This is a genomic window from Paramagnetospirillum sp. (genome assembly GCF_058402745.1).
Map to the genome: position 1 here is coordinate 387,127 of NZ_JBZVFI010000003.1, position 19,641 is coordinate 406,767.

Sequence of the window (19,641 nt, forward strand, 5' to 3'; positions counted from 1 at the left end):
TCCACTTGAGCCCGCCAAGCGTCCGCGAGCACGGTCAGAACTTGGTTCCGAAGTTGAACCGGAAGAATTCCCTCTTGTCGAACTTTTCCCGCATGAGCGGGTAGGCCAGATCGACGGAAACCGGCCCCATGGGCGATTTCCAGCCAACGCCCATGCCCGGAGCGACACGGATCGAACTGGACTGATTCACCGACACGGTGTCGCGGGTATCCGTCTCGCCGATGGTGCCCACGTCGGTGAAGGCCTGGCCGGAAATGCCGAACTCCTCGGGCAGGCCAAGGGGGAACTTGATCTGCGCCGACCCCACCGCCTGCCACAGGCCGCCCAGGGCATCGCCGGTACCGCTGTCGCGGGGGCTGATACCGCCATTGGCGAAGCCTCGCAGGTTGTCGCCGCCGACGAAGAACCGGTCGGTGATACGCACCCGCTGATCAAGGCCGTGGATGTAGCCGACCGAGGAGGTCAGGCCGAGAACCCACTTGTCTGTCAGGGTGTAGTACTGTCCGGCGCTCAGCATGCCGCGCAGATAGCGCACGTCGCCACCCAGACCGGCCGCTTCCGTTCCCAGACGGATGAAGTAGCCTTCGGTGGGTTCCATGCGGGAATCCCGGCGATCGTAAAGCAGGGTCTGTCCGATGACGGAACTGACCCTCGAGCCGATCTGCTCCTGGATGTAGATGGAGGAACTGTTGACGCCCTTCACCGTGTCCTGCTTCAGGGTGTACATCCAGTCCTGGCGCAGGTTCTCGGACAGGCGGTAGCCCGCCCGGACGTCGCCGCCGATGGACGAGGAATCGTACGAGCTTTCACGCTGCAGCTTGCGGTCGATGATGAAGGCGTCAAAGCCTGCCGAGACCTCGCGATTCATGAAATAGGGCTCGGTGAAGGACAGGTCGAGGTTGCTGCGCTTGGTGCCGAGGCCGGCGCCCAGACGCAGGTCCTGGCCACGACCCAGCAGATTGCGTTCCCGCAGGGACGCCTCGATGATCGGTCCGGCCGACGAGGCCCAGCCGACGCCGAAGGTCAGCTCGCCGGTCGATTTCTCCTGGACGTCCACCTTGATGATGGTGCGATCCGGGGCGGTATCGGACGGGATGTTGGTGACCTCGGCCTTCTCGAAGAAATTGAGGTCCTTAAGGCGCTGGCGCGAGCGGCGCAGCTTGGCGGAATTGAAGGCATCGCCCTCGACAAGCCGGAATTCGCGGCGGATCACCTCGTCCAGGGTCCGGACGTTGCCGGAGATGTCGATGCGCTCGACGAAGACGCGCGGGCCTTCCTGGATGTTGTAGGTGATGTCGATGGTCTGCGTTTCGCGATTGCGGTGCACCTGAGGCTTGACGTCCACGAAGGCATAGCCCTTGGTGCCCACCGCGTCGGTCAGCTTCTGGACGATGTCTTCCACCTGGTCCGCGTCGTACCACTCGCCCGGCTCGCTGATCAGCAGCGGCTGGAGATCCTCGGGCTTCAGGTCGCGCAGATTGGCGTCGATGGTCGAGGTTCCGAACTTGTAGCGCTCGCCCTCGTCGATGGTATAGGTGATGAAGAAGCCTTCCCGCGACGGCGTCAGCTCCGCGATGGCCGAGCTGACCCGGAAATCGGCGAAGCCGCGCTTCAGGTAGAAGCGGCGCAACAATTCGCGGTCATAGGTCACCCGGTCGGGATCATAGGTGTCGTCGCTGCTCAGGAAACGGTACCAGCGCTCTTCCTTGGTCTGCAGCACCTCGCGCAGCTTGTCCTGGTCGTAGCGCTTGTTGCCGACGAAGGCGATGCGACGCACATAGGTGGGCTGGCCCTCGCTGATCTCGTAGACCAGATCGACGCGGTTCTGCTCCAGCTGAATGATCTTGGGTTCCACCGTGGCGGCGAAGCGGCCCGACCGGCGGTAAAGCTCCAGCAGGCGCTTGACGTCGGACTGGACCTTGGAGCGGGTGTAGACGGTGCGGGGGCGCAGCTGGATTTCCGAGTTCAGCTGCTCGTCCTTGATGCGGTTGTTCCCCTCGAAGGCGATCCGGTTGATGATCGGATTTTCCACCACGCGGACCACCAGCTGGTCCCCCTCGCGGCGGATGGTCACGTCCTGGAACAGTCCGGTGTTGAACAGCGCCTTCAGCGAGCGGTTGACGCGGTCGGTGTCGTACAGGTCGCCCTCGGCGATGGTCATGTACGACTTGACCGTCTCGAGCTCGATACGCTGGGTCCCCTGAATGGAGATGGAGCGAATTCGCCCGCCGTCCTGGGCGTATGCCGGCGTCGTGCCGGCGATCAAGCCCAGCAGTACAGCGGTCCACAGCACGAAACGCATCCAGGCCCCCCTTGACTTCGCGATACCGCCCGTTCGGACCCGGCTCACGAAAACAGCCGCTTCACCATATCCCAGACCGGCAGCGACACAAGGTCGTTGCGGGTGGCAAAGACCATCAAGGCCAATACCAGAAACAACCCGATTCGGAAACCATATTCTTGGGCCTTCTCTCCCAGGGGGCGGCCAAGAACGGCCTCGACGGCGTAAAACATTAGATGACCGCCATCGAGAACCGGAATAGGGAAAAGGTTGATCAGACCAAGATTGAGCGACAGGAGAATGGTGTAGAAGACTACACTGGCCAGCCCGAGCTGTGCCGCTTCCCCTGCTCCCTTGGCGATGCGGATCGGTCCGCCCAATTCGTCGGTGTCGCGGGTGCCGTTGATCATCTGGCCGATGCCGATGAAAGTGGAGCGCACCATGTTCTCCGTCTCGGCCAGGGCCTCGCCCAGGGCGGAGACCGGGCCGTGCCGGACCACCGCGGTGCTGGCCGGGTCGGCGGATATGCCCAGGACCGGCACCTTCTCCATGCCGCCGAACACACCCTTGCGCGAAATGACGCGCGGCCGGGCGGACACCTCGAATTCCCTGTCGCCACGCCGGACCGACAGGGTCAGGTCCTGCTCGATCTCCAGCCGCACGATCCGCTGGATATCCTGGAAGCGCTCGACGGCGCGGCCGTTGATGGCGGTGACGCGGTCACCGCCCCTCAGGCCGGCGGCCTCGGCGGCGGTGCCGGGGTGAACCATGCCGATCACCGGCTGGGTCACCGGCTGGCCCAGCACCATGAACATCCCCATCAGGCCGAGAATGGCGAACAGGAAATTGGCCGCCGGTCCGGCCGCCACGATGGCGGCGCGCTGGCCCACCCGCTTGTGGCTGAAGGCCTGCGCCCGCTCCGCCTCGCTCATGGGCTGATCGCTGGCGGTGGCCGAAGCGGCGTCGGCGTCTCCGAACATCTTGACGTAGCCGCCGAGCGGCAGCAGCCCGATGCGCCAGCGGGTGCCGTCGGCGGCGACCCGCGCCCAGACCTCCGGCCCGAAGCCGATGGAGAACACCTCGACCTTGACGCCATTCCAGCGGGCCACGAGGTAATGCCCCAGTTCATGGACGAACACCACGACGGTCAGGATGGCCAGGAAGATGACCACGTAATACCACACGCCGTGCAGCACGCTGTTGAGCAGGCTGGAAAGATCCATGGCCTAGCGACCGCCGTCGATCAGGGCGGACGCGAAGCGACGCGCCTCGGCATCCTGGGCCAGGACGTCGTCGATGCCGGCCAGCTCGCAATGCTTCACGCCGGCCACGGTGCGCTCGACGATGGAGGCGATATCCAGGAAGCCGATGCGGCGGCCCAGGAAGGCGGCCACCGCCATCTCGTTGGCGGCGTTCATCACCGCCGCCGCCGACCCGCCGGCACGCAGCGCCTCGCGCGCCAGGCGCAGCGACGGGAAACGCACCGGATCGGGCGCCTCGAAGGTCAGGGTGGCGATCTCGGCCAGATTGAGCTTGGGCGCCGGTGCCTCGATGCGGTTGGGCCAGCCCAGCGCATAGGCGATGGGGGTGCGCATGTCGGGCGAGCCCAGCTGGGCCAGCACCGAACCGTCCACATAGGCCACCAGCGAATGAATCACCGACTGGGGATGAACCACGATGTCGATCTTGTCCTCGGGCATGTCGAACAGATGGTGGGCTTCGATCAGTTCCAGCCCCTTGTTGAACATGGAGGCCGAATCCACCGAGATCTTGGCGCCCATGGACCAGTTGGGATGGGCCACCGCCTGTTCCGGCGTGACGTCGGCCATGAACTCGCGGGTCTTGGTGCGGAACGGCCCACCCGAGGCGGTGAGGATGATCTTCTCGATCTTGTCGTGCTGGTCGGCCTCGAATACCTGGAAGATGGCCGAATGTTCGGAATCCACCGGCAACAGGGTGGCGCCGTGCTTCTCCACCTCGGCCATCATCAGCTGGCCGGCGCAGACCAGACACTCCTTGTTGGCCAGACCGACCACCGCGCCGCGCCGAACCGCGGCCAGGGTGGGCGCCAGGCCGGCGGCGCCGACGATGGCGGCCATCACCCATTCGGCGGGCAGTTCGGCGGCGGCGACCACCGCCTCGGGACCGGCGGCGACCTCGATGCCGGTCCCCGCCAGGGCGGCCTTGAGCGCGCCATAGGCCCCCTGGTCGGCGACCACGGCCAGCTTGGCCTTCAGCTTCCGGGCCTGCTCGGCCAGGATGTCAACCCGCGAGTTGGCAACCAGCGCCTCGACCCTGTAGAGGTCGGGACGGCGCTCGACCAGATCCACGGTGTTGCAGCCGATGGACCCCGTCGAGCCCAGAATGGTGACACTCTTGCGCCCGCTCATCGCATTTCCTTCATTGCCAGTCCAGGACCGTCCCGCCGGTCGCCAGAGTGAGTGCCGCCACGGCCAAGGCGGCGGTCAGCAGGCCATCGACGCGATCGAGCACGCCGCCGTGACCTGGGATGATATTGCTTGAATCCTTGACGTTGCAACGGCGCTTGATCCACGACTCGAAGAGATCGCCCGCCTGGGCGACCACCGCGACCACCGCGCCGGCGGCGAACGCCGCAATTCCGACCCGGGCGTCCACCACCACCGCCACCAGCAGCGCGGCGATTCCGGCCGAGATCATGCCGCCGATCAACCCGGCCCAGGTCTTCTTCGGGCTGACGGCGGGCAGCAGCTTGGGCCCGCCGATCAGCCGGCCGAAGGCATAGGCGCCGATATCGGTGGACCACACCACCAGCAGCAGCCACCAGATCACCGCGTTGCCGGCGGCCGGATCGTCGCGCAGCCAGACCAGGGCCACCGAGGGCAGGCCGGCATAGACGGCGCCGAACGCCGCCCAGCTTCGGCCCGAGCGGTCGCTTCCCGCCAGCCCCGCCGAGGCCAGGGTGGCCAGAGCCACCATGGCCAGCCCGATATCGGGCCGCGCCACCGCCAGCAGAGAGGCCAGGGCGCAGCCGGCCGAGGCCACCCGCCCCGACAGCGGGTACCCCCCATTGAGCATGCGGTGCCATTCCCAGCACATCAGGGCGGCGGCGAGCGCGATCAGCGCGGCGAAGGCATAGCCTCCGGCCCAGGCGGCCAGCAAGGCGGGAGGAGCCATCACCAGGGCGGACAGGGCGCGGGTCTTGAGCACGGAGGGCGTTACCTGGCCGTTCCGAAGCGGCGGTCGCGGCCGTGAAAGTCGCGGATGGCGGCTTCCAGGTCGGAGCGCCCGAAATCGGGCCACAGGGTGTCCATGAACACCAGCTCGGCATAGGCCCCCTGCCACAACAGGAAATTGCTGATGCGCTGTTCGCCGCTGGTGCGGATGATCAGGTCGGGATCGGGCACCCCGGCGGTGGACAGGCGGGCGTTGATGGCTTCCTCGTCCACGGATTCGGGGGAAATCCGTCCCTGGGCCACCTCGCGGGCCAGGGAACGCGCCGCCTCGACGATTTCCTGCCGCCCGCCGTAGGACAGGGCCAGCAGCAGGGTCAGCGCGGTGTTGCCGGCGGTCTTGGCCTCGGATTCCTCGATCAGGCGGACGATGTCGGCGCCCAGCCGGTTGCGGTCGCCGATCACCTTGAGGCGGATGCCGTTCTTGTGGAGGTTGTTGACCTCGTTGCGCAGATAAAGACGCAGCAGGCCCATGAGGTCGGTGACCTCGCCCGCCGGCCGCTTCCAGTTCTCGGAGGAAAAGGCGTACAGCGTCAGGTAGGAGACACCCATCTCGCGGGCCGCCTCGACCGTGCGGCGCACGGCCTCGGCGCCGCGCTTGTGGCCGGCGGTGCGCGGCAGCCCACGCGCCTTCGCCCAGCGCCCGTTGCCATCCATGATGATGGCGACGTGGACCGGTGGCGGCGGCTGGTCGGCTGGGGAAAGCATGGGCTCCATACCGGCTCCTCGCCTCCTCAAACCTGCATGATTTCCTTTTCCTTGTGAGCCAGATGCTCGTCGATGGACTTCACCGTGTTGTCGGTGATGGTCTGGATTTCCTTCTCGTGCTTCTTGATCTCGTCCTCAGAGATGTGGCCGTCCTTCTCCATCTTCTTCAGCGAGTCCATGCCGTCGCGGCGCACGTTGCGCACCGAGACGCGGGCCTGCTCGGCGTACTTGCCGGCCACCTTCTGCAGCTCCTTGCGGCGTTCCTCGTTCAGCGGCGGAATCGGCACGCGGATCAACTGGCCGTCAGCCTGGGGATTGAGGCCGAGCCCGGCGTCGCGGATCGCCTTCTCCACCGCCTTGACCTGGCCCTTGTCCCACACCTGCACGGTCAGCATGCGCGGCTCGGGCACGCCGACGGTGCCGCACTGGGACAGCGGCATGGTCTGGCCATAGGCCTCGACCACCACCGGGTCCAGCAGGTTGGTGGAGGCGCGGCCCGAACGCAGGCCGGAGAATTCCTTCTTCAACACCTCGACGGCACTGTCCATGCGCCGGGTGACATCCTTCTTGAGGTCGTTCCAGTTGGTCGGAGCGGACACGATCAACTCCCTTTCAAGGCTTTCAGTCGTTGGCAATGATGGTGAACAGACCGCGTCCCGAGACCGTTTCGGCGAAGGCGCCTGGCCGGTGCAGGTCGAACACCACGATGGGAACCTTGTTCTCGCGGCACAGCGCGATGGCCGAGGTGTCCATGACCGCGAGGTCGCGGGCCAGGACCTCGTTGAAGGTCAGACGGTCGTAGCGGGTGGCGTCCTTGACCTTCTTGGGATCGGCGGAATAGACGCCGTCCACCTGGGTGGCCTTCAGCAGCGCGTCGCAGCCCATTTCCACGGCGCGCAGCGCGGCCGCCGTGTCGGTGGTGAAGAACGGATTGCCGGTGCCGGCGGCGAAAATCACCACCCTGCCCTTTTCCAGGTGACGGATGGCCCGGCGGCGGATGAAGGCCTCGCACACGGTCGGCATGACGATGGCCGACTGCACGCGGGTCTCGACCCCCACCTTCTCCAGGGCGTTCTGCACCGACAGCGCGTTGATGACGGTGGCCAGCATGCCCATGTTGTCGGCCGCCGCCCGTTCCATGCCGGTGGAGGCCCCGGAGACGCCACGGAAGATGTTGCCGCCGCCGATCACCACGCAGACCTCGACGCCGAGATCACGCACGGACTTCACCTCGCGGGCGATGCGATCGACGGTCTCGGGATCGAGTCCGTACTCCCGCGTTCCCATCAGGCCTTCGCCCGAAATCTTGAGGAGAACGCGGCGGAATTTGGCGTCGCTGGCCATGGAATCCTCGGGCTGGAAAATCTTGCCGATCCGCTAGGCGCGGGCGGCGGCGATCATACACCATTCCGCCCGCCTGTCTCCCCCCCTTGTGGGGAGAAAAAAGGCCGCCCGCCCCTTGGGGAGCGGGCGGCCTTGACGCCTCCGTCCGATCAGCCGCCCAGCTGGGCGGCCACCTCGGCGGCGAAGTCCTTCTCTTCCTTCTCGATGCCCTCGCCCAGGGCGAAACGGGCGAAGCCGGCCAGCTTGACCGGGGCGCCCAGCTCCTTGGACAGGTTCTCGAGCACCTTGGAGATCTTGTTCTCCTGGTCGATGACGAAGACCTGCTCGGACAGGCAGACTTCCTCGTAGTACTTGCGGATGCGGCCTTCCACCATCTTCTCGATGACGGCGGCGGGCTTGCCCGAGGCCTGGGCCTGCTCGGTCAGCACGGCCTTCTCGCGGTCCAGCGCCGAGGTGTCGACCACGGAGGGGTCCAGGAACTGCGGGTTGGCGGCCGCCACGTGCATGGCGATCTGCTTGCCCACCTCGGCCAGACGGTCGGCGTTGCCGGTGGACTCGAGAGCCACCAGGCAGCCGATCTTGCCCAGGCCGGGCGCGATGGAGGTGTGGACGTAGGAGGCGACCACGCCGGCCGACACTTCCAGGCGAATGGCGCGGCGCAGCGACATGTTCTCGCCGATGGTGGCGATCAGGTGGGTCAGCTGGTCGGCGACATTCTTGTCGGTGCCGGGGCAGGCGGCGGCCTTGATGGCGTCGACGTCGGCGCCCTTGTCCAGCGCCACGGCGGCGACGGCCGACACGAAGCCCTGGAACTGGTCGTTGCGGGCGACGAAGTCGGTCTCGGCATTGACCTCGACGGCCACGCCCTTGGTGCCGGCGGCGGCGATGCCGACCAGGCCCTCGGCGGCGACGCGGCCGGCCTTCTTGGCGGCGGCGGCCAGGCCCTTCTTGCGCAGCCAGTCGATGGCGGCTTCGACGTCGCCGGCGGTCTCGCCCAGCGCCTTCTTGCAGTCCATCATGCCGGCGCCGGTCTTCTCGCGCAGTTCCTTGACCAGCGAAGCGGTAATCTCGGCCATGGGTATTCCCCTCTCGACGAATGTGATGTTTGGTTCTCAAGCGAATGGCGGCGGTCTTGAACCGCCGCCATCCTTATTCCTGTCCGCCGGCTCAGGCCTGGGCGGCGGTTTCCTCGGCGGCCGCCTCGGCGACCACTTCGGGGATCTGCTCGACCGGAGCCTCGGCCGAGGCGCCGATGTCGCCGCCGCCGCGGGTGATCTCCGCCTGGATGCCGTCCAGCACGGCGCCCGACATCAGGTCGCAATAGGTCTGGATGGCGCGGATGGCGTCGTCATTGCCGGGGATCGGATAGGTGATGCCGGCCGGATCGCAGTTGGAATCGATGATCGCCACCACCGGGATGCCCAGCTTGTTGGCTTCCTGGACGGCCAGGGCCTCCTTGTTGGTGTCGATGATGAACAGGATGTCGGGCAGGCCGCCCATGTCCTTGATGCCGCCCAGCGCGCGGTCCAGCTTCTCCTTCTCGCGCGACAGGACCAGCTGTTCCTTCTTGGTCAGGCCGGCCAGGGCGCCGGACGCCAGCTGCTCGTCCAGCTCGCGCAGGCGGCGGATCGAGTTGGAGATGGTCTTCCAGTTGGTCAGCATGCCGCCGAGCCAGCGATGGTTCACGAAGTACTGGCCGCAACGCTTGGCCGCCTCGGCCACCACTTCGGACGCCTGGTGCTTGGTGCCGACGAACAGGACGCGGCCGCCACCGGCGGTCACGTCGCGCACCGCCTGCATGGCGCGGTGCAGCATGGGCACGGACTGCTGCAGGTCGATGATGTGGATGCCGTTGCGCACGCCGAAGAGGTACGAAGCCATCTTCGGGTTCCAGCGACGGGTGTTGTGACCGAAATGGACGCCGGCTTCGACGAGCTGACGCATGGTGAACGTGGGCAGAGCCATTGGATAAGTCCTTTGCTTCTCCGGTTGAACCTCCGCGGGTGTGGCCGGGAAAACTCCCGGCACCGGAGCGAACGGGCGGCACAGACATGCCGCCGCCGCGATCCCGCGTGCGGATTGGTGGCGGGGTTCTACGCCCTTCGCCGCCCATTTGCAAGAGAAGTAATGCCTTATTATCAAGATGCACTGATCGGCATCGATCAGTGCATCGCCCTCAATCGCCGGGCGCCGCCCGTGGCGGCTTGGCTCCCGCCGCATAAGCGGCGCGGCCCTTTGGGCCTATCCAAACTGCGATGAGTCATGCTCATCGCAGTTTGGCCTTACCCTTTGCGGAACAAGCCGGCGCAGGCCTCGGGCAGCGGACGGGACTGGTGATGGGGCTTGGGCGACGGTGCCGGCCAGGTGGGCTTGGCCGACCAGGAGGCCAGTTCCTCGCCGCAGCCGTCCCCCTCGGGCATGGGCTTCTGGCGCTCGCAGCCGGGGCTGTCGTCGGGACAGGCGAGGCGCACGTGGAAGTGCTCGTCATGCCCCCACCAGGGGCGCAGCTTGCGCAGCCACTCCCGGTCGCCGCCGGCTGGCGTGGCGCGGCACATGGCCTGCTTGATGGCGGGATTGACGAAGATGCGGTCCACCTGGGGCACCCGGGCCGCCAGTTCCAGCAGCCGGGCCTGGGCCGGGGTCCAGTGATCGGGGTCGATCTCGCTGCCGTAGACCATGGAGACCGGCTTTGGCGCCTCGATCTCGGTACGACTGAGCGGCCTGGCGGGCAGGCGGAACCAGACGTCCACGTCCAGGCCGTTCTGGTGGCTGCCGTGGCCGGCCGGCATGGGGCCGCCCCGGGGTTGGGCCAGGTCGCCGATCAGCAGCGGGCCGGCGATCCCCTCCCCCTTGGCCGCCCGGGCCAGGTCCTCGACGAAGCGGATGGTTGCGGGGTGACCCCAATTGCGGTTGCGCTGCGGGCGCAGCACCTGGAACGCATGCTCGTCCTCGGCCAGCGCCACGGCGCCCTTGAGGCATCCGGCGGCGGGCGAGCCGATCACCGAGGCCGGTCCCGTCGCCGGGTCGCCCACCTTGGACCAGTCGCCACGGGCGGATTCGGCCACCGCCGCCCCGGTCCCCAGAAACAGGGCGGACAGCGTCAGCAGGCGGGCCAGAACATGCATCAGTCGAATACCGTCTCGTCGAACCGGGCCTGAATATCGCCGATGGTGGCGACACTGTCCACAAGGGCGGCGACGCAATCGGGGTCGAACTTGGCCCCGGCCTGGCTTCGCAGCAGATCGAAGGCGGCTTCGTTGGTCCACGGCTCCTTGTAGGGCCTGGCCGAGGTGAGCGCGTCGAACACGTCGGCCACGGCGGCGATGCGCGCCTCCAGCGGAATGGCCTCGCCCGCCAGGCCATAGGGATAGCCGCTGCCGTCCATGGCCTCGTGATGATAGGCGATGACGTTGCGCAGCATGTGGAAATGGGGCAGCGACTGCAGGCCCATGTCGCCGACCATCAGGTCGACGATTTCCACGCCCCGGGCCACGTGGCCCTTCATGATGTTGAATTCCTCGGGAGTCAGCCGCCCTGGCTTGAGCAGAATGTGGTCGGGCACCGAGATCTTGCCGAGGTCGTGCAGCGGCGCAAACTGGAACAGATATTCCACATACTCGTCGGTCAGCCCGATACGTGGCGCCAACTTCAGGGCGATGGCCCGGGTGTAGCGGGCCATGCGGGCCAGATGGGCGCCGGTTTCCTCGTCCCTCACGGTGGAGACCTGGCGGATCACCTTCACCGCGGCCTGCATCATCCGCACGGTGTCCAGCTCGCGCATGATGATCTGGGCGATCAGCTCGGCATAGGGCCGCAGGCGGTGCAGCACCGGCGGCGTGAAGAAGCCCGCCTGGAACGAATTCAGGAACAGGAAGCCGTAGAACACGCCCTTGGACTGGATGGGCACCGTATAGCTGGACAGGTAGCCGGCGGCCACCAGCCGGGCGGCGTGTTCCTGGCCGGCGGCGGCCACCTTGGCCAGGTCGTTGAGGGTTCGCCGCCCGCCCATGGTGACCAGACGCTTCAGCCCCGGCATTTCCGACAGCCTGGCGGTGGAATGGTCCAGCGGGCTCTCGCCGTCGCTGGAATGGATGAAGGTCTTGAGGATGTCCGAAGACTCGTCATAAAGGGCGATGGCGATGCGGCTCAGGCCGCAAAGGGAATCATCCCCCTTGATCTCGTCGTGAAGACAGATCAGCCGCTCGGCAAGGCCGCGATGGGATGCCGTCGAAGGCATCACTGCCAGGACGCTCGACTTCGCGGGACTTGCCTGATCGTCGCGGATCTTGATGTTCATCACGAACGAACTATACCCGCGACTGGTCCGACCAGTCAAATCAACGGGAGACATAAACCGAAAGACGATCGGGAAAGCAACTTACGTACCGGAGCGTGCGGCCCGCCCTTTCCGGGGCTGACCGCACGCCGAGGGATCAGCCCCCGAGCTTCTTGGCCATCTCCCGCAGGACGTATTTCTGCACCTTGCCGGTGGAGGTCTTGGGCAGGGTGGTGAAGACCACGGTGCGGGGGCACTTGTAGTGAGCCAGGCGTTCGCGGCAGAAGGCGATGATCTCGTCCGAGGTGGCGGTGGCGCCGTCCTTCAGGCCGATGAAGGCGCAGGGCGTCTCGCCCCATTTCTCGTCGGGACGGGCCACCACGGCCGCCTCGCCCACCGCCGGGTGCTGGTAGAGGACTCCCTCGACCTCGATGGTCGAGATGTTCTCGCCACCCGAGATGATGATGTCCTTGGAGCGATCCTTCAGCTCGATGTAGCCGTCGGCGTGCCAGACGCCCAGATCGCCGGTGTGGAACCAGCCGCCCGAGAACGCCTCCTGGGTCGCCGAGGGATTCTTGAGATAGCCCTTCATCACCACGTTGCCACGGTAGAACACCTCGCCCATGGTGGCGCCGTCCTTGGGCACCGGCACCAGGGTCACCGGATCGGCGACCATCATCGCCTCCTCGTTGACGTAGCGCACGCCCTGGCGCGACTTCATCTTGGCCCGCTCGTCCAGCGGCAGCTCGTCCCACTCCTCCTTCCAGGCGCAGACCGTGGCCGGTCCGTAGACCTCGGTCAGGCCGTAGACGTGGGTGATCTTGAAGCCCTGGGATTCCAGCCGGCCGATCACCGCCGCCGGCGGCGGGGCGGCGGCGGTCATGAACTCCACCGGATGGGGCAGCGGCCGGCGGTCCTTTTCCGGGGCGTTGATCAGCATGCCCATGACGATGGGGGCGCCGCACATGTGGGTGACCTTGTGCTTCTCGATGGCGGCGAACATGTGGCCGCCGTCCACCCGGCGCAGGCAGACGTTGGTGCCGGCCAGGGCCGCCAGGGTCCAGGGGAAGCACCAGCCGTTGCAGTGGAACATGGGCAGCGTCCACAGATAGACCGGATGACCCGTCATCCCCCAGTTGACGACGTTGCCCAGGGCGTTGATGTAGGCGCCACGGTGATGGTAGACGACGCCCTTGGGATTGCCGGTGGTGCCCGAGGTGTAGTTGAGGGCGATGGCGTCCCACTCGTCGGACGGCCAGACCCAGGCATAGTCGGGATCGCCGCCGGCGATGAACGCCTCGTACTCCATCTCGCCCAGCGGCTCGCCGCTGGTGACCGCCGCGTCGTCGATGTCGATGACGATGGGCTTCCTGTCCATCAGCGACAGCGCCTTCTTGATGGTCGGCGAGAATTCCCGGTCGGTGAGCAGCACCTTGGCCTCGCCGTGGCTCAGCATGAAGGCGATGGCCTCGGCATCCAGGCGGATGTTCAGCGCGCAGATCACCCCGCCGGTCATGGGCACGCCGAACGCCGCCTCATAGGCGGCGGGCGTGTTGGCCGCCATCACCGCCACGGTGTCGCCCACCCCGATGCCCCGCGCCGCCAGGGCCGAGCCCAGCCGGCGGCAGCGCTCGTAGGTCTGCCTCCAGGTGAAGCGCAGATCGCCGTGTATCACCGAGATCCGGTCGGGATAGACGAAGGCGGCGCGCTCGAGAAAGCCCAGCGGCGTCAGCGGCACGTAATTGGCCGGAGTCTTGTCGAGATGGGTGTTGTAGGGATTGGCTGCGGACATCTGCGTCTCCCGATTGTCGTCCGGTTCAGGCCTTTGCGGCGCGTCGTTGTCCCAGGAGCATGGGGCTGGAATGAATGCTTTTCAACCGGGATTTGCCATGCTTGACCATTGTCAACGTGGGGTTTTTCCAATACCCTCCGCCCCGGTGTGAGGACGGGAACTCACGAGTTTGGGGAGATGGGCGGTGGACGGTTCCGGACAGATGCAAAGCGACCTGATCGACGCCAACGGTGACGGCCCCAAGGGCTGGCGCTCCTTCGCCGCCCACCTGTTCGCTCCCATCAAGATCACCTGGGGGCAGTTCTTCGACCTGCTGGTGCCGCTGCGCCATTCCCCCCACATCCGCCGCCACGCCGCCTCGGTGATCATCTCGCGCATCCAGCTGGTGGCCGCCATCTTCGCGGTGATGGTGCCGCTGTGGTCGATCATCGACTGGTTCGTCTTCCCCTGGCCGCAATGGGCGATGATGACGGCGCTGCGCCTGGGCTCCGGCCTGATCTTCCTGCTGCTGGCCTGGCCGTGGGACATCACCAAGACGCGGCTGCAGGCCGATTCCATGCTGATGGCCATGCTGCTGGTGCCGCCCGTGTTCTATCTGGTCTCCATCAAGGTGACCGAGGATCTGGCCGTCACCGGCGTGGCCCTGCTGGTCACCAAGCTCTACGCCCTGATGCCCAACATCGTGCTGGCCGGCCTGGCGATCTTTCCGCTGACCGCCTTCGAGGTGCTGCTGTTCTCGGCCCCGGCCTTCGTCTTCGCGGTGCTCGGCCTGCTGATGGGCGGCCAGACCCTGTCGGTGGACGTCCACGGCCCCATGTTCTGGCTGATGGTGCTGGTGATGGGCGTGGCCATGTTCTCGGGCATGAGCCAGCTTCACTACATCACCGCCCTGGTCAACCGCGCCATGGTCGATACCCTGACCGGCGCCTACACCAGGCGCTCGGGCGGCGAGGCGCTGGACCTGCAGTTCCGCCTGTCGGCCATGCGCAACACCCCGCTGGCCATCGCCTTCTTCGATCTCGACAAGTTCAAGTCCATCAACGACACCTACGGCCACGAGGAAGGCGACAAGGCCCTGAAGACCCTGGCCGAGAACCTGCGCCAGGGCTTGCGGCGCGGCGACGTGCTGGTGCGCTGGGGCGGCGAGGAATTCGTCGCCATCCTGACCGACACCAATGCCGAGGGCGCCAAGATCCTGATGGAACGCCTGCGCGCCAGCGGCTTCGGCCCCCGCCCCGACGGCAGCCCCATGACCGCCTCCATCGGCGTGGCCGAGCGCGTGGCCGACGGCGCCGCCGACTGGCCGAAGCTGATCGAACTGGCCGACCAGCGCATGTACGAGGCCAAGCGCGGCGGGCGTGACCGCGCCGTGCTGCCAGAGGGCCAGACCCTGGTCTTCGGCGACAAGCCCATCTTCTGAGGTCTTGCACCTTGACAGCGGCGTCCGCTCGGAGTGCTGTCAAGGCATGAGACTGGCCCTCGTCATCAACCGTTCCGCCGGAACCTTCCGGCGCCTGCCCCTCGATTCCACGGTGGCGGCCATCGCGGCCGAACTGGCCGGGGCCGGGCACGTGGTCCGCGTCGAGATCGTCGGGCGGCGCGAACTGGCCCGCACCCTGTCGGCCATGGCGGAACGCCGCGACGTGGAGGCGGTGGTGGTGGGCGGCGGCGACGGCACCATCCTCACCGCCATCCTGGCCGGTCTGGGACGCGAGAAGCCGCTGGGCATCCTGCCGCTGGGCACGCTCAACCTGTTCGCCCGCGACCTGGGGCTGCCGCTCGATCCGGTTGAGGCGGCCGCCATCCTGGCCGGCGCCACGGCCCGCGACATCGACCTGGCCGAGGTCAACGGCCTGCCCTTCGCCATCTGGGCGTCCATGGGCATGCATCCCTGGGTGGTTCGGCGGCGCGACCACATGCAGCGCGGCGGCATGGCCAAGGGCCGCGCCATGCTGCTGGCGGCACTGAAGGCTTTTCGCCGCTTTCCGCTGATCGACGTGACGTTGGCCCTGCCCGACGGCAACCTCACCGTCTCCACCCCCATGCTGTTCATCACCAACAATCCCTGGCGCGAGGAACCGCTGCCCCTGTCGCGCGAAGCGCTGGACACCGGCAAGCTGGTGATTCACGTGGCTTCCTGTTCCGGCCGCCTGTCGCTGCTGTGGCTGTTCGTCGAGGCGGTGATCGGCCACTGGCGGGCCAGCCCGCGCCTCAAGACCTTCACCACCGAGGAGGTGCGCGTCACCAGCCGCAAGCGCCGCATGATGGTCTCGCTGGACGGCGAGGTAACGGTGATGAACGCGCCGCTGGTGTTCCGCGCCCGGCCCAGGGCGCTCCGGGTGCTGATGCCGGAGCGGGGGGAGCCGGCGTGAGGACCGTCGCCCATCTCTCCGACCTGCATTTCGGCCGCGCCGATTCCAAGGTGGTGACGGCGCTGCTCCACGACCTCCAGCACCAGCGGCCCGATCTGGTCATCGTCTCGGGCGATCTCACCCAGCGGGCCCGCTCGCGCCAGTTCGCCGAGGCACGGGCCTTCCTCTCCCATTGCCCCGCCCCCGCCCTGGTGGTGCCCGGCAACCACGACCTGGAGCCGCTCTACCGACCGTGGAAGCGCATCTTCCGGCCGCGCGCCAAGTTCCACAAGCACCTGCCCGGTCACGATTCCCTGCCGGTCTGGCAGGACGAGGCCCTGGTGGCGGTCGGGCTGGACAGCACCCGGTCCCTGCGCTGGAAGTCGGGGGCGCTGAAGGGAGCGCACCTGGATCACCTGGAAGCCACCCTGGACGACGCCCCGCCCGATGCCGCGCGGCTGGTGTTCCTCCATCACCCTCCGTCCACCGCGTCGGGCGGCCATCCCTTTGAAACGCTGGTGGAGCACGGCGTCGACGCGGTGCTCACGGGGCATGTCCACCATGCCCGCGTCGAGCTGATCAACGGAATGCACGGCCGCTCGCTGGTGCTGGTCCAGGCCACCACCGCCTGCTCCACCCGGCTGCGCGAGGATTCCAACGGCTATTGCCTGCTGCGCTTCGATTCCGACCACATGGAAGTGGCGATCCGCGGCTGGACCGGCGAGGTCTTCCACACCATCCGCCATCACTGGTTCGAGAAGCGCGCCGCCACCTGGCGCACGATTCCCCGTCCCCATCACGTCTTTCCGGCTTGATGCGCCCGCCGTTTGCGGGCATGGAAACATCATGAACATCGATCAGGACATGGCGAAGGCGGTCAAGCTGGCCCAGGCGGGCAAGCTGAAGCCGGCCGTGGCCATCCTGGAGGGGCTGGTCAAGGCGGCGCCCGCCTCGGTGCCGGTGCGCTACAATCTGGCGCTGTTCCTGCTGATGGCCGGACGCCATGCCGAGGCGCTGCCCCATCTCGACCGCATCCTGGCCGCCCATCCCGGGCACCCGCCCTCGCTGTTCAGCAAGGCCAAGGGGCTGCTGGCGCTGGACCGCCCGGCCGAGGCGCTGCCCATCCTGGAACGTCTCGCCGCCGGCGACGATCCGGAAAGCCTGCTGGCCCAGGGCAACGCGCTGCGCGCCCTCAACCGCATGGCCGAGGCCGCCCAGGCTTTCCACCGCCTGACCCGGGTCGCCCCCGCCTTCGCCGGCGGCCATATCAATCTCGCCATCCTGCTGGTGTCCTCGGCCGACAGCGAGGCGGCGATGGCCGCCCTGGACGAGGGAACCCGCCTGCATCCCGGCATCGCCGAACTGCAGGCCATGCGCGGTCAGGTGCTGCTGCGCCTGGGGCGCCACGCCGAGGCCATCGCGGCGCTGACCAAGGCCCTGGAGATCAATCCCGCCCTGGCCCCGGCCAGGGGCCACCTGCTGCGCGCCCATCGCGAGACCGCCGACTGGGATGCCGAGGAACGGCTGTTCGCCGAAATCCGCGCCGCCATCGCCAGGGGCGAGACCAAGGGACAGCTGCCGCTCTCGACCCAGGACGCCCTGTTCTATCCCTTCAGCGGCGACGAACTGCGCCGCATCGCCGGGCTGGAGGTGGCCTTCCGGGTGCCGGGGCAAATCCGGCCGGTGGTCAGGCCCGCCCCCAAATCCCAGCCGCCGCTGGTGGTGGGCTATCTTTCGCCCGATTACCGCGAGCACGCCACCATGCATCTGGCCGGCGACCTCTTCGCCGCCCATGACCGCCACCGGGTGCGGCCCATGGCCTATTCGGTGGGGCCCGACGACGGGTCGGAATGGCGCGCCCGCATGGAGCGCGACTGCTGCTCCTTCGTCGATCTGTCCTCCTTGAGCGACCGCGCCGCCGCCGAGCGCATCGCCGCCGACGGCGTCCATATCCTGGTCGATCTGTCGGTGTTCACCCGCCATGCCCGCCCCGGCATCGCCGCGCTGCGTCCCGCCCCCGTCCAGGCGGTGTGGCTGGGACTGGCCGCCAGTTCCGCCGCCCCCTGGCTGGATTACGCCATCGTCGATCCGGTGCTGGTGCCGCCCGCCCATCGCGGCCATTTCACCGAAAAACTTATTTTCCTGCCAGATACTTATCAGGCGAACCTCGCCTGGACGCCACCGGGCGGGCCGCCGTCCCGGACGGCATTGGGGCTGCCCGAGGAGAGGCTGGTGCTGTGCTCGTTCAACGGCCACCGCAAGCTCGACCGCGCCAGCTTCTCCCTGTGGCTGGAGATTCTGGAGGCCTTGCCCGAATCCGTGCTGTGGCAGCTGGCACCGCCGGAAGCCGCCCGGACGCGCCTGGAGGGCGCCGCCGCCCGGGCCGGCATCGATCCCGCCCGCCTGATCTGGGCGCCGTCGCTGCCGCGGCCCGAGCATCTGGCCCGCCTGCCCGCCGCCGACCTGTTCGTCGATGCCCTGGTGTGCGGCGCCCACACCACCGCCGCCGATTCCCTGCGCTCGGGCGTGCCCCTGGTCACCGTGGCCGGACCGCGCCTGGGCTCGCGCGTCGCCGCCTCGCTGCTGCATGCGGCGGGATTGCCCGAACTGGCGGTGGAAAACCCGGAGACGATGAAGGCGCTGGTGGTCGGTCTCGGCCGCGACCGCCCGCGTCTGGCGGCGCTCCGCGCCCGCCTGATGGAGCGTCTGCCCACCTCGCCCGCCTTCGACCCCGCCCGCTTCGCCCGGAACCTGGAAAGCGGCTACGAGGCCGCGTGGGCACGCCATGCATCTGGAAAAAAGCCAGAAGATATAATAGTCTAGCGCCGTTTCTTGATGTTCAGCCAGAACGACGTGCTGGGCGCGGGAAAGGCGTTGGTGCCGATGGCCTGCCACAAGGGCGCCAGACGGGCCGACAGCTGCGGGTCCTGCACCACGGCGTAATTGGGGAAGGCCGGCTCCAGCCACTTGGCCTCGCCCAGCAGCAGGGCGGCCAGGATGTACTGCTCGTTGTACATCAGCCCCTCGGCGGCGGGCGGGTAGTCGTAGGGCAGGTAGACGTCGTGGACGTGGACGATCACCCCGGGCGGCAGTTCCGGCAACACCTCCAGGAACAGGGCGGTGACGTCGGAATTCTCCAGCGAGCGGTGCGACGAATCGATGAACAGGATGTCGCCGGGCTTGAGGCGCGAGAACACCGACGGATCGACGAACTCGGCGGGGGCGCGGATCACCTCGTCGCACAGGGAATCCACCTCGGCACGGGGTTCCGGGTCGATGGAGACGATCTTGGTGCGCAAGCGGCGCGCCGTGACGGCGTGGCGGGCGAACTTGGTGGAATTGCCCGAGCCGATCTCGATCAGCAGCCGTGGATCATGCTTCGCCAGCATGCCGGTCAGCATCATGGCGTCCAGGGCGCTGAACCAGGGATTCATCCAGCGGGGGCCGGGCGCCTCGTCGGGCTCTTCCAGGGGAATGGCGGCGAAGTGCTCGGCCAGGCCCAGCAGATGCTCGATGCGGCGGCCGTACTCGGCCTTTTGCCGGCCGATGATCTCGGAGAGGCGCGGATGGGTGGGCCGGCCGAAACCCCAGCGCGGCTGGCAGGTGTAGCCGTAATTGCCGATCTTGATCTTGGCGGTCACGTGGGTTCCCTTCCCCGGCGGTGGCGGCGCGTCTCC

Annotated in this window: 17 protein-coding genes; 4 read left to right on the forward strand and 13 right to left on the reverse strand. The window is 67.5% G+C overall.

The window, feature by feature from the left end; translation table 11 throughout:
* Positions 1-34: 34 nt before the first annotated feature.
* From bamA to ACV4UZ_RS02890, 12 genes are all read right to left on the reverse strand, one after another.
* Entirely contained in the window at positions 35-2,302 is a 2,268-nt protein-coding gene (gene bamA / locus ACV4UZ_RS02835) for an outer membrane protein assembly factor BamA (protein ID WP_491599420.1), read from the reverse strand.
* Positions 2,303-2,346: 44 nt separating this feature from the next.
* Positions 2,347-3,504, reverse strand: a complete 1,158-nt coding sequence (rseP, locus tag ACV4UZ_RS02840; protein WP_491599421.1) for an RIP metalloprotease RseP — start codon at positions 3,502-3,504, stop codon at positions 2,347-2,349.
* 3 nt (positions 3,505-3,507) lie between these two features.
* Positions 3,508-4,671 (reverse strand): 1-deoxy-D-xylulose-5-phosphate reductoisomerase, encoded by a 1,164-nt coding sequence (locus tag ACV4UZ_RS02845; RefSeq protein WP_491599422.1) that lies wholly within the window; start codon positions 4,669-4,671, stop codon positions 3,508-3,510.
* 10 nt (positions 4,672-4,681) lie between these two features.
* Complete coding sequence (locus tag ACV4UZ_RS02850; RefSeq protein WP_491599423.1) at positions 4,682-5,470, reverse strand: phosphatidate cytidylyltransferase; 789 nt, start codon at positions 5,468-5,470, stop codon at positions 4,682-4,684.
* An 8-nt stretch (positions 5,471-5,478) separates the two neighbouring features.
* The gene (locus ACV4UZ_RS02855; RefSeq protein ID WP_491599424.1) at positions 5,479-6,210 is read right to left on the reverse strand and encodes an isoprenyl transferase; all 732 of its coding nucleotides are present in this window, start codon (positions 6,208-6,210) and stop codon (positions 5,479-5,481) included.
* A 17-nt stretch (positions 6,211-6,227) separates the two neighbouring features.
* On the reverse strand, positions 6,228-6,800 hold the full coding sequence (gene frr / locus ACV4UZ_RS02860) for a ribosome recycling factor (RefSeq protein ID WP_491599425.1): 573 nt from the start codon (positions 6,798-6,800) through the stop codon (positions 6,228-6,230).
* A gap of 22 nt (positions 6,801-6,822) precedes the next feature.
* Complete coding sequence (pyrH, locus tag ACV4UZ_RS02865; RefSeq protein ID WP_068437874.1) at positions 6,823-7,545, reverse strand: UMP kinase; 723 nt, start codon at positions 7,543-7,545, stop codon at positions 6,823-6,825.
* Between the two features lie 149 nt (positions 7,546-7,694).
* Positions 7,695-8,621 carry a translation elongation factor Ts gene (gene tsf / locus ACV4UZ_RS02870; protein ID WP_491599426.1) on the reverse strand — a complete coding sequence of 309 codons (927 nt, stop codon included), beginning with the start codon at positions 8,619-8,621 and terminating at the stop codon, positions 7,695-7,697.
* Positions 8,622-8,712: 91 nt separating this feature from the next.
* Positions 8,713-9,510 carry a 30S ribosomal protein S2 gene (gene rpsB / locus ACV4UZ_RS02875; RefSeq protein ID WP_491599427.1) on the reverse strand — a complete coding sequence of 266 codons (798 nt, stop codon included), beginning with the start codon at positions 9,508-9,510 and terminating at the stop codon, positions 8,713-8,715.
* 317 nt (positions 9,511-9,827) lie between these two features.
* Positions 9,828-10,670 carry a penicillin-insensitive murein endopeptidase gene (mepA, locus tag ACV4UZ_RS02880; RefSeq protein WP_491599428.1) on the reverse strand — a complete coding sequence of 281 codons (843 nt, stop codon included), beginning with the start codon at positions 10,668-10,670 and terminating at the stop codon, positions 9,828-9,830.
* Complete coding sequence (locus tag ACV4UZ_RS02885) at positions 10,670-11,842, reverse strand: HD-GYP domain-containing protein (RefSeq protein ID WP_491599429.1); 1,173 nt, start codon at positions 11,840-11,842, stop codon at positions 10,670-10,672. Before ACV4UZ_RS02885 ends, mepA begins: the two co-directional genes overlap by 1 nt.
* 136 nt (positions 11,843-11,978) lie before the next feature.
* Positions 11,979-13,613: an acyl-CoA synthetase gene (locus tag ACV4UZ_RS02890; protein WP_491599430.1), complete on the reverse strand. Its 1,635-nt coding sequence runs from the start codon at positions 13,611-13,613 to the stop codon at positions 11,979-11,981.
* A 184-nt stretch (positions 13,614-13,797) separates the two neighbouring features.
* Between ACV4UZ_RS02890 and ACV4UZ_RS02895 the strand changes: the two genes are divergently transcribed.
* Genes ACV4UZ_RS02895 through ACV4UZ_RS02910 form a run of 4 tightly spaced genes read left to right on the forward strand, consistent with a single transcriptional unit; the run spans position 13,798 to position 18,787 of the window.
* On the forward strand, positions 13,798-15,033 hold the full coding sequence (locus tag ACV4UZ_RS02895) for a GGDEF domain-containing protein (protein WP_491599431.1): 1,236 nt from the start codon (positions 13,798-13,800) through the stop codon (positions 15,031-15,033).
* A 46-nt stretch (positions 15,034-15,079) separates the two neighbouring features.
* Positions 15,080-15,985, forward strand: a complete 906-nt coding sequence (mamU, locus tag ACV4UZ_RS02900) for a lipid kinase MamU (protein ID WP_491599432.1) — start codon at positions 15,080-15,082, stop codon at positions 15,983-15,985.
* Positions 15,982-16,779 carry a metallophosphoesterase family protein gene (locus tag ACV4UZ_RS02905; RefSeq protein ID WP_491599433.1) on the forward strand — a complete coding sequence of 266 codons (798 nt, stop codon included), beginning with the start codon at positions 15,982-15,984 and terminating at the stop codon, positions 16,777-16,779. The genes mamU and ACV4UZ_RS02905 overlap by 4 nt, the downstream gene beginning before the upstream one ends.
* Before the next feature lie 31 nt (positions 16,780-16,810).
* Positions 16,811-18,787, forward strand: a complete 1,977-nt coding sequence (locus ACV4UZ_RS02910) for an O-linked N-acetylglucosamine transferase, SPINDLY family protein (RefSeq protein ID WP_491599434.1) — start codon at positions 16,811-16,813, stop codon at positions 18,785-18,787.
* On the opposite strand, the gene ACV4UZ_RS02915 is transcribed toward ACV4UZ_RS02910, so the two are convergent.
* A complete protein-coding gene (locus ACV4UZ_RS02915; RefSeq protein ID WP_491599435.1) occupies positions 18,784-19,605 on the reverse strand; it encodes a class I SAM-dependent methyltransferase in 822 nt (273 codons plus the stop codon). The genes ACV4UZ_RS02910 and ACV4UZ_RS02915 overlap by 4 nt on opposite strands.
* Positions 19,606-19,641 lie beyond the last annotated feature (36 nt).